The 10,441-nt window shown below is 64.8% G+C and carries 9 protein-coding genes; 6 read left to right on the forward strand and 3 right to left on the reverse strand.

The features are described 5' to 3' along the window. The first annotated feature begins 293 nt into the window (after positions 1-293). Both GNK13_RS15040 and GNK13_RS15045 read left to right on the forward strand, forming a co-directional pair. Positions 294-1,088 carry a thymidylate synthase gene (locus GNK13_RS15040; RefSeq protein WP_164103382.1) on the forward strand — a complete coding sequence of 265 codons (795 nt, stop codon included), beginning with the start codon at positions 294-296 and terminating at the stop codon, positions 1,086-1,088. 198 nt (positions 1,089-1,286) lie between these two features. Next, positions 1,287-1,727: a dihydrofolate reductase gene (locus GNK13_RS15045; protein ID WP_235935194.1), complete on the forward strand. Its 441-nt coding sequence runs from the start codon at positions 1,287-1,289 to the stop codon at positions 1,725-1,727. Positions 1,728-1,979: 252 nt separating this feature from the next. On the opposite strand, the gene GNK13_RS15050 is transcribed toward GNK13_RS15045, so the two are convergent. Continuing rightward, positions 1,980-2,666: a class I SAM-dependent methyltransferase gene (locus GNK13_RS15050; RefSeq protein ID WP_164103383.1), complete on the reverse strand. Its 687-nt coding sequence runs from the start codon at positions 2,664-2,666 to the stop codon at positions 1,980-1,982. A gap of 175 nt (positions 2,667-2,841) precedes the next feature. Here GNK13_RS15050 and GNK13_RS15055 point away from each other — a divergent pair, with 175 nt between their 5' ends. Both GNK13_RS15055 and GNK13_RS15060 read left to right on the forward strand, forming a co-directional pair. Then, complete coding sequence (locus GNK13_RS15055) at positions 2,842-3,489, forward strand: RNA polymerase sigma factor (RefSeq protein ID WP_235935195.1); 648 nt, start codon at positions 2,842-2,844, stop codon at positions 3,487-3,489. Positions 3,490-3,619: 130 nt separating this feature from the next. Continuing rightward, positions 3,620-4,672: a hypothetical protein gene (locus GNK13_RS15060; RefSeq protein WP_164103385.1), complete on the forward strand. Its 1,053-nt coding sequence runs from the start codon at positions 3,620-3,622 to the stop codon at positions 4,670-4,672. Positions 4,673-5,045: 373 nt separating this feature from the next. Here the strand turns inward: GNK13_RS15060 and GNK13_RS15065 are convergent, their stop codons facing one another. Beyond that, positions 5,046-6,305, reverse strand: coding sequence for a polysaccharide biosynthesis/export family protein (locus GNK13_RS15065; RefSeq protein ID WP_315852996.1), 1,260 nt, complete (start codon positions 6,303-6,305; stop codon positions 5,046-5,048). A gap of 250 nt (positions 6,306-6,555) precedes the next feature. After that, complete coding sequence (locus GNK13_RS15070) at positions 6,556-7,344, reverse strand: hypothetical protein (protein WP_164103387.1); 789 nt, start codon at positions 7,342-7,344, stop codon at positions 6,556-6,558. A 392-nt stretch (positions 7,345-7,736) separates the two neighbouring features. Here GNK13_RS15070 and GNK13_RS15075 point away from each other — a divergent pair, with 392 nt between their 5' ends. Then, a complete protein-coding gene (locus tag GNK13_RS15075; RefSeq protein ID WP_164103388.1) occupies positions 7,737-9,368 on the forward strand; it encodes a glycosyltransferase family 4 protein in 1,632 nt (543 codons plus the stop codon). Between the two features lie 327 nt (positions 9,369-9,695). Next, a complete protein-coding gene (nusG, locus tag GNK13_RS15080) occupies positions 9,696-10,244 on the forward strand; it encodes a transcription termination/antitermination protein NusG (RefSeq protein WP_164103389.1) in 549 nt (182 codons plus the stop codon). The last annotated feature ends 197 nt before the right edge of the window (positions 10,245-10,441 follow it).

The following is a 10,441-nucleotide window of genomic DNA, read 5'->3' on the forward strand; positions in this document are numbered from 1 at the left end:
GCCCTGAAGGCTGAAGAAAGTGGACATCTAACAGGAGGCAAGGGAGTCAACAGAGGAATGCTGCTCCGTTGCCTCTGCTTCCTCCTGTTCCTTCTTCCCTCCCCCTTCCGTGCTTTTTCTGTGTCCTTCCGTGGCCCGTGTCCTTCCGTGGCCCGTGTCCTTCCGTGGCCCCCTCTGCCCACTGGCCCCGGCTACCGGTTTCTGGCTTGCCGTGTTTAAATTCGAGCAGCCCCTTGTCCCCGTCTCTCGACTTCCGTCCCCCCTCTCGGCTCTGGACCCTCGGATTGTCGCCCATGCGGATCTACCTCGACCTTGTGAAGCGAGTCCTGGAAGAGGGGGTCGACCGCCCCGACCGGACGGGAACTGGAACGCGGAGTCTGTTTGGGCAGCAGCTGCGATTCGACTTGAGTCAGGGATTTCCGTTGGTGACGACCAAGCGGGTGCACCTTCGCTCGATCGTTTACGAGCTGCTCTGGTTCTTGCGGGGAGAGACGAACGTTCGCTGGCTGCAGGAGCGGAACGTCACGATTTGGGACGAGTGGGCCGACGAGGCGGGGGAACTGGGGCCGGTCTATGGCAGCCAGTGGCGATCGTGGCCGACGGCCGACGGGAGGGTGATCGACCAGATCGAGCAGGTTCAAAAGGGGATCCGCGAAACGCCCGATTCACGCCGCTTGATCGTCTCGGCCTGGAACGTCGGGCAGATCGAGCAGATGGCGCTGCCCCCCTGCCATTTGCTGTTCCAGTTCTACGTGGCCGAAGGACGACTCAGCTGTCAGATGTATCAGCGGAGTGCGGATCTATTCCTCGGGGTCCCGTTCAATATCGCGAGCTACGCGCTGTTGACGCAGATGATGGCGCACGTGACGGGGCTGCAGCTCGGCGAATTCATCCATGTGTTCGGCGACGTCCATCTTTACCAGAACCACTTTGAGCAGGCCCGCAAGCAGCTCGAGCGCGAACCCCGCCCGCTGCCCGAGATGCGAATTCGCCAGAGCCGCAGCGATGTCCGCGACTTCGAATTCGACGATTTTGAACTCGTCGGCTACGAACCCCACCCGGCAATTTCCGCCCCAATCGCCGTGTAGGTAGCAGGAAGCAGGGGCCACGGAAGGACACGGAAAAGCACGAAACAATCTGAAATCTGAAATCCCCGGACACCGGACACCGGACACCGGACACCGGACACCGGCTACTTGAACCCTGAACCCTGAACCCTGACTCCTCCCCTTCTTACCGCCGTTGTCGCTGCCAGTCCGAGTGGAATCATCGGTCGCGAGGGCGATATGCCGTGGCAGCTCTCTTCGGACCTGCGTCGGTTCAAGCAGCTGACGCTTGGGCATCCGATCGTCATGGGGCGCAAGACCTACGAGTCGATCGGCCGACCGCTTCCGCAGCGGCGGAACCTCGTGCTCTCCCGGAGCACGGCGGAACTGGGCGCGGGAGTCGAGGTCTTTGCGGACATCGACTCGCTGCTTGCCGCAGTCGCGGATGCTGGCGAAGTCTTCGTGATCGGTGGAGCGACGATCTACGACGCGCTGCTGCCTCGCTGCTCGCGGCTGCTGCTCACTCGCGTGTGGACCCAAACCGCGGGCGACACGCGGCTGCGAGTGGATCTGGACGCGTTTCGCTGCGTGCACGTCGAACGCCACCCCCAAGGCCACCGCGACTCGGTCCCCACCGAGTTTCAAATCTGGGAGAGAAGGCCGGGGGCCGGGAACCGGTAGCCGGCAGCAGGTTTCGGAGGGGGCCACGGAAGGACACGGAAAAAGCACGGAACAATCTGAGATCTCAGATCCGAGATTTCAGATTTTGCGAGGCCCAGAGGGGTGCCCGGCCGGATTCGAGTACGAGTACGAGTACCGCTCCGCTGAGTACGAGTACGATTCTTGACAACTCTACTCCCTTCCGTGCTCTTCCGTGTCCTTCCGTGGCCCCCTCTGTTTCCCGGCTTCCGGCTCCCGAAGCCCGGACCCCGATCACTTTCGGGCGTCGATCGTCCAGTGGCGGTCGCTGGTCGCTTGCGCGGTGGCCGGGTCGATCCCGAGCTCGCTCAGCAGGTCGCGGATTTCTTCGAGCGTCAGTGCGGCGTGCAGCGACTGGTGCAGTAGCTGCCGAGCCTCCGGAGATTCGTTTCCAGCGTGCAGCTCGGTCAGCCGATCGACTTCCGCGTTGCTGGCCGGTCGCATCAAGTCGCGGATGAACAGTCGCCCACCGGGGCGGAGCAGCCGCAGGGCCTCGCCGAGCACGCGTTGCGGTTCGGGGAGGTGGTGCAGCAGGGTATTGCTGATCACGCAGTCGCACATCGCGTCGTCGAAGGCGGCCAAGGCTTTGGCGTCGGCGTGTTCGAGTTGGATCTGGTCCATCACTCCTCCGACGTCGATCAGCGTCGCCGCCAGGTCGAGCATCGATGTCGCCGCGTCGAGGGCCAGCACGCGGACTTCCGAAAGCCGCTGGCAGAGGAGGATTGGGATCCGCGCCGTCCCGGTGCCGAGATCGATCACCCGCGTTCCGACCGGGCCGCCAGCGAGCAGATCATCGACGAAACGTTGGTTCACCTCGCGGTGGTCCATCGCGTCGTAGGCGACCGCTTCGGCCACCGTGTCCATCACTTCGGGTTCCAGCGTCCGCGGAAGTTGCGGTACAGAGCGTGATGGATCGTTCATGGGGGGTGGGTGTGGCATACGATATCCTACCAGCAGCCGGTTTTCGGCCAGTTTGGGCGAAAACTTGGGTGAATCTTCGCGGCTTACTACGGTTGAGGGGGTGAGTGAGTTCGGATCGCGGCTAATTTTGACGTTCGAAGCTGCGGTCATTAGAATGCCGCTTCTCGTCTTTTTGATGCAGGATATATACGTGATCAACTCCACCACCACCGAAACCTCGCTCAGCACTTACGCTGACGAGGAACTGGTTCAGCTCTATCAAGAGAGCGGCGATCGGCGGATCTTCGAATCGCTGATGCGGCGGTATCAGCGGGAGATCTACAGCTATCTCCGCCGCTATGTGGGCAACGCGGAGATGGCCGAAGACGCTTTTCAGGGGACCTTTCTGCAGGTCCACTTGAAGTGCGACCAATTTGATCCGGAGCGCCGTTTTCGCCCCTGGTTGTACGCGGTCGCGACCAATCAAGCGATCGACGTCCAGCGGCGGAACAAACGTCACCGCATGGCCAGCCTCGATCGCACCTCGCATTCCGACGATGGCGATGGGAACTGGTCCGAGAAGCTCGTCGGCGAAGCCCCCGATCCGCTCGCCGAAGCCTCGGTTCGCGAGAACGGCGAATGGGTGCGGGGAGCGGTCGATGAACTGAGCGACTCGATGAAGCGGGTCGTGCAGCTCGTCTACTACCAAGGGATGAAGTATCGCGAAGCGGCCGATGTGCTCGGGATCCCGGTCGGGACGGTCAAGAGCCGCCTGCACGCGGCCGTCCAGCGGTTGAGCCTCCAGTGGGACGAGACGCACGAAGAACCGATGAGTGAAGTCTGATCAAGCGGTCGAGTGATCAAGCGGCCGAGTGGCTAAACGGTCGAATGACCAAACCGGGGCCCGACTCGTTGCGTAGGCTTCTTTAGTCGCAACCCTCCCAACGCTCAGCTTTTCTCGGTGGCTCGTCTCGATGCGCGAAGACCTGCTCGGCTATCTGCTCGGTGCTCTCGAACCGGATGAAATGGAACGGGTGGAGCGGGCGCTCCGCGACAGCCCGGCCCTGCGAGCCGAACTCGATCGCTTGCAAGCCTCCCTGCGTCCGCTCGAGGAAGCCGAAGAAATCTTCGAGCCCCCGGCCGACCTCCTCTCGCGAACTTGGGACGCGATCGACCGCGCCGAAGCGGCTCGCAGCGAGTCGGCAACCGGCAGTGGGGCGGCAATTGGCAGTGGGGCGGAAGCGAACGACGATCCGCTGGCGTCTCCGGCGCAGTCATCCTCGCGGGCGGCACTCTCTCCGGCGGCTGTCACTCCAGCCGGCGACGGTTGGCGGTGGGTCGATTTCATCGCCACGAGCTTGACCGGGGTTTTGCTCGCCGGCCTCGTCTTGCCGGGGATCCTGCGGGGGCGGTTCGAGTCCCGCCGCGAGGCCTGCCAGGCGAATCTTCGCGAGGCGGGAGTCGCCGTGGTCCATTTTGCGACTCGCGAGCCCGATCGGCGGATGCCCCAGTTGTCGGTGGAGGGGCCGCAGGCGTTCTCGGGGATGTACGCGGTCGAGCTTCGCGAGGCAGGGTTGATGCCCAAGCTGCTCCCCTTCTGGTGTCCCTCGCTCGACGTGCCTTCGCAGTGGGTTGGGCGTCCGGTTCCGAGCGAAGCGGACGTGATGTCGGCGTCTCCCCAGCGGCTCGGGCTGCTGCAGAAAGTCGCGGGTGGTCACTATGCCTATTCACTCGGCGTTCGCGAGCAAGGCCGCTATGCCGCGCCCCGCTTCGAGGGCCGCGCCGATTTTGCAATCCTGGCCGACGCCCCGGTCGAGACGCTCGACGGTTGGACGACCGCACACGAAGGACGCGGATTCAACCTGCTGTTTGAAGACGGACGCGTGCGGTTCTTCGCCACCGGAACGACCACGGCGTTCCCCGATCATCCGTTCCTGAACCATCGAGGCGAGATCGAAGCGGGCGTCGACGCCAACGACGCCACGCTCGCCCCCAGCTGGCGCCCCCCGTTTCTCCAAAGCCGGTAGCCGGTAGCCGGGAGCCGGTAGCCGGGAGCCGGTAGCCGGTAGCCGGGAGCCGGAAAACAGAGGGGGCCACGGAAGGACACGGAAGAGCACGGAAGGGAGTAGAGTTGTCAAGAATCGTACTCGTACTCAGCGGAGCGGTACTCGTACTCGTACTCGAATCCGGCCGGGCACCCCTCTGAGCCTCGCAAAATCTGAAATCTCGGATCTGAGATCTGAGATTGTTCCGTGTTCTTCCGTGTTCTTCCGTGGCCTCCCCGGACGCTGAGCACGAGCACGAATCGGAGGCTTTCCCTTCTCGCCACTTAAAAAAAAACGCCCCGCAACCTTGGTTGGCTGCGGGGCGTTTGGGGGTTTCTCGGGAGCTGGCTCGGCTTTAGTTGCGGAGCAGTTCGCGGATGCCGAAGGTGAAGAAGGTGGCCATGCCGAAGTTCAGTGCTTCCTCTTCACACTTGTACTGCAAGATCAGGATGTCGCCGGCTTGGATCAGCGGTCGCTGGCGGGGATCGTTGATCGCTTTGGTCAAGTCGACTTCGATCGCCACCTGCCCGTCGCAGGGCGTTCTGCGAAGGATGTAGAGCAGTCCCGGAGGAATCCGACCCATGCTGCCCAGGCCGCCGATTCCGCCGCCGCCACCACCGGCTTGGCCGCCGATGCCGGCCCCGGCGATCGCCATCGCTCCGAGCACGTCCAGGTCGTAGTCCCGCGGCAGCATGTGCTCGCCGCCGGGCAACAAGCCACCGGTGTAGAAGACTTCGGTCTCCCGCGACTCGATATAGACCACGTCGCCGTCATGGAGCCGCACATCATCTTCGGTGATCTGGGGCACCACTCCCGGCGGCAGCCGCAGCGGAATCCGCAGGACCGAAGGATCTTCGGGCAGCGGCGGCGGGCAGATGCAGGGATCAAGGGCCGCCGCTTTCTGGTGGGCGTAGAATTCCTGCATGAAAGCCGCACGAGCACGCTTGTCAGCGCGGCTGGCTCGCAGGACTTTGACTTCGTTCTTCGCGTTGACCCCAGGCAGACCCCCGGTTTCGACCAATGCGTGCAGGATGTCGTTCTGGTAGGCGGGGAGCTTCACGAGCGCCCCGGAGGCGCTTTCGTCCGAGCCGCGGGTGAAACCGGAGCCAGCCCCCGTGCCGCCAGCGTCCTGACGGACGACGATCACGTTGTAGGTCCGCTCTTGAATCAAGGTCACGATCGGTCGAGCCCGTTCGGCCTGCAGGATGCCCGCGTCGATGTAGGCGTTGCGGATCTTGTCGCGGACCTGGTCGAGCGTCAGCCCCGTCACGTTCAGCGGCTCGATCAGCGGCAACGACAGCGTGCCATCTTCCTGGACCGGGATCGGATAGCCAAGCGACGGAGGCAGCAGGCTGTCCCCTTCCGGGAAGTGGACCGGCGGCGGCCCCGGCGGCTGGTCGGGGGCGTTGAACGGCAACACGCCTTCGACGTACACGCCCAGGATGTCGCCACCGGCCAACTGGTAATCGCGAGGAGGCTCGACCGTCAGCAGCGAGATGTCCACCGGCACCAGATCGTTCTTCGGCGGGGCGAACAACTGCGGAGGCAGCCGGTTGGCGGGGACCCCGTCGATGGGGTTCGTCAGACTGGTGCATCCCGTCGCAGCCAACACCATCAGGCCGGCCAGCAAAGAACCGCCACGGACGCGGGGCACCGCCGCTGCGAAGCGATGCGGCGAAGGGCTAACGCTCATCTTTGGACTCTCGTTCGAAGCGGAGGCCGCCACGGAGGGCGGACCATGTTCTCTGAATGTCGGCGCAGCCGAGTCTCGATCGGCCGGTGCGTTCGGGATCGGTCTCCCGCGATTCACGGCTCGCCCCCCGGCCCGACTTGGAAATCGTCCGGAGCGGGCGAGCGTGGTCGTCCTAGCGTCCCGAAGCGGCGGTCGGGACCGACGAGGCGGGGACGCGGTTCAAGGAATCGATGTCGATCGTTCCCAGTCCTCCAGGGCCGAATCCCCCAGGGCCCAATCCCCCAGGGCTTCGGTCCACCCGACCCTGGCTCGCAGGACCCGGAAGCTCGCCGGCCGGCGCTTGGCCCTCGGCGGGAACGACCACACCACCGGCGGGCGGCGCGGGGACCGCTTCGTGCACACCGCCGATCGCGGAGGTTCCCAGGGTCGCCGGGTCGACCGGAGTCGGACCGCCATCGAGCGGCGACGGACCGGCAACCGCACAGGCTGGCAGCGTGGCCACCGGCATCGGCAGCGTGGTCCGGATCTCGCTCCAGTAGCCGATCCCGTCCTCTTCGGCCGCTTTGGCCCCGAGCGGGAAGCCGGCGAACCAGGCGCTGACTTTGGCCTGACCCTCGGGCGACTGGTATTCCCAGCCCCAGTACGATTCGGGAGCGAGCGGCGGGACGCAGCCCGGGCCACCACTGGCGACGCTCTCGTAGCCCGCTCGGAAGCCGGCTCGGAAATCAGCCAAGTGCTTTTGGTTGCAGAACCGAGCTTTTTCGCGGTGCCACGCTTTGGCACTCCACGCTCGGTTGCGATAGCTCACCATGAAGTCGTCGACACAATCGTTGTCGGCGACCGCCTGGTGAAGGCCGCTTAACATGGTACATCCGCTGCCCATGCCGACGCTCGTGCAGGCGATGACCGCAGCGGCCATCAGCTGGCGAATCCTTCGCCGTCGCACTCGTGTCGTCATCATCGGGTGAGGACGATCCGCCATTTGGCCCCCCTTGGCTGCAACGGCAGTCGTAGAAATGCAGGTAACGGTGGTGCCGGATGTTGCGACGTTGGCAGCTTCCGACACCCCTAATACATCGCCCAACCGCCAGGCGGCGTTGAGCGAAAATAGGGGTGGGCAACCGGAAAGGGGAGAAAAACAAGCAAAATCCCTCCCCCCGGTACTCCGTCCTCCGTGCTCCGTACTCCGCCCTCCCTGCGGCTTGCGCGGATTCTCGCGGCGGTGCGGGCGGCGTCGGTGGAGAAAGGCCGGGCGAGGGGGGAATTTGAGGACTCGGCTTGCTGCTCGTAACTACTGTGATCGCGTGGGCAGCCGCATTGCTTCTCTAATGCCTCCTCTCGATCGTCACCTCTATGATCGCCGCAGCCACCCTGACTCCCCTTTCCGCATCGGCCGTCGCCTTTTCCCTGGCGCTGCTCGGTGCCCTGTGCCTCGTGCCGCTGGTTCGCTGGGCCAGCCGCCGGTTGGGGATCGTCGACCGACCCGACCCGGAGCGGAAGCTGCACGGCCGCGAGACGGCGCTCTGTGGCGGGCTGGCAGTGTTCCTCGCTTCGGTGGCCGCGTTTTTGGCCACGATCCACTGGGGCGGCGGGATCCACTGGGGAGGCGGCGAGCACTTCTCAACCATCTCCGAACTGCCCGGCCGCTGGTCAGTCCTGTTCGGAGCCGCCGCGGCGATGCTGCTGGTCGGTCTCGTCGACGACGCCTTGACGCTGCGGGGGCGGCAGAAACTGCTGGCCCAGATCGCCATCCTCTGCTGCGTGATCGGCGGCGGCACGTTGATCCAGACGGTCCACCTGTTCGGGGTCTCGCTCGAGCTGGGCGTCTTCGCCTATCCGGTGACGATGCTGTGGTTGCTCGGAGCGGTCAACGCGCTGAACCTGATCGATGGTGCGGACGGGATGGCCACGACCGCTGGGATGATCATCTGCAGTGGACTGGCGGTGCTCGGCTGGCAAGCGGGAACCGGAGCGGAGGGAATCGCGGCGATCGCGATGGCCGGTGCTCTGCTCGGCTTTCTCAACTACAACCGCCCGCCGGCGAGCATCTTTTTGGGAGACGCTGGGAGCATGCTGATCGGGCTCACCGTCGGCGTGCTCGCGATCTGGAGTTCCAGCAGCGGTTCAACTGTGCTGGCCGCCGCGCCGGTGGCGGTGCTCGCGATTCCGCTGTTCGACTCAGCGATCGCCCTGCTCCGACGGTGGTTGACCGGCCGCAGCATCTATGCGACCGATCGTGCCCACCTGCATCACCTCTTGATGCTTCGCTTCGGACCTCGGCGGATGTTGCTCGTCGTCGCCGTGCTGTGTCTGGCGACGACCGCCGCCGGCGTGCTGTCGGTCGTCCTCGCCCAGCACTGGATCGCTGTGGTCGGAGCGGCGGCAGTCCTCGGCGTGTTGGTCGGGACTCGCTTGTTCGGATACGCCGAGCTCTCCTTGCTCGTTCGACGGGCCGTGAATTTTAGCGAGTCGCTGCTCACGCCCGCCGTCCGTTGCGATCAGCGGATGCAGAGCCGGACGGTGCAGCTGCAGGGGAGCCGGCAGTGGCGGCAAGTCTGGGAGACACTGGTCGAGTTCGCGCAGCACCAAGGGCTCTCCCAAGTCAAACTCGACCTCAACATCTCCTGGATGCACGAGGGCTTTCACGGAGTCTGGAGCAGCGTGCGCATGCCCGAAAAAATCGAGCAGATGTCGCTGCGAATCCCGCTGCTCGCGTTCGACCCCAAGCTCGATCAGGATCGGATCGTCGGACGCTGCGATGTGATCGCCCGCGGCAGCGACCCGGCCGTCTACGAGACGCTCGAGCGGTTGGCCGAAGTCCTCGCCGACCTGCGTCCCCAGTTGAGCGAACTGGTTGTAGCCGCCACCGCCCCAAGCCCCCCTGCCGAGCGGGCGACCACTGAGCGGGCCACCACCGAGCGGGCCACCGACCGCCGCTACTCGCCAGCAGCCGTGGGAGATGATTTAGCCGCCGCCACGCGGTAGCGTCTGTCAGAAAACTCCTGTCACCATTACCCTCCCCCCCGGGAGGGTCGGGCTCTTAGGCCCGGGGAGGGCCTACTGAATCCAGCCGCGTGGAGGCTGTACGTCGCGCATCACCCTCCCCGCCCGTTCCTCGCGACCCTCCCGGGGGGAGAGTGTCGTTCCGGGTTTTCTGACAGAGCTCGCGCCGGGCGGATGGAGAATGGGCGGCGACGGTGGCTCCATTTTTGCGGTGGTTCCGTCGGGGGGGCTTTTTCTAAGATGGATCGGTTGCGACGCTCCTTCGAGCAAGCCCCCTCTCACTCGAGCAAGCTGGGAACACTCTTCGTCATGCCGATCTTGCCCGCCGAGACTGACCTCTTCCCCGACGATCTGCTGGAGCAGCCTGCCGGAGCGGCTCCCTGGTGGGCGATGTACACCCGCTCGCGTCAGGAAAAGCAGCTGATGCGGCGCCTGCTGCAGCTCGAAGTGGGATTCTACTGCCCAACGATTTCCCGCCGGTACCGCTCGCCGGCCGGGCGGGTTCGCACGACGCACCTGCCTCTGTTTCCCAACTACGTGTTCGTCCGCGGGGACAACGAAGCTCGCTACGAGGCGGTCAGCACCGGGACGATCTCCCGCTGCCTCGAAGTCGAAGACGCCGACTTGCTCGTCGCCGACCTGGCTCAAATTCGCCGCCTGATCGCGACCGGTGAACCGCTCACGCCCGAGGCCCGATTCGAACCGGGAGCCCGCGTCCGCGTCCGCAACGGTCAGTTCGCCGGCTTCGAAGGGATCGTCCTCAAGCGGCACGGCGAAACTCGCCTGCTGATCGACGTGCGGTTCATGAACCAAGGGGCCAGCGTCCTGCTCGACGACTGCCAAGTCGATCCGCTCTAAGACGGGGGAATGGGGGAAGGACGCGACGGGGGGGCCACGGAAGGACACGGAAGAGCACGGAAGAGGGAGGAAAGAGAGCAGCTTTCAAGGGCTCGATCGTACTCGTACTCAGCGTAGCGGTACTCGTACTCGTACTCGATCCGAGCGGGTTGCTGCAGGAGTCGAAGGAACAGGAGTAAGCGGAGGGAACGGAGAAG

The sequence above is a fragment of the Candidatus Laterigemmans baculatus genome (assembly GCF_010367455.1).
Taxonomy (GTDB): domain Bacteria; phylum Planctomycetota; class Planctomycetia; order Pirellulales; family Pirellulaceae; genus Laterigemmans; species Laterigemmans baculatus.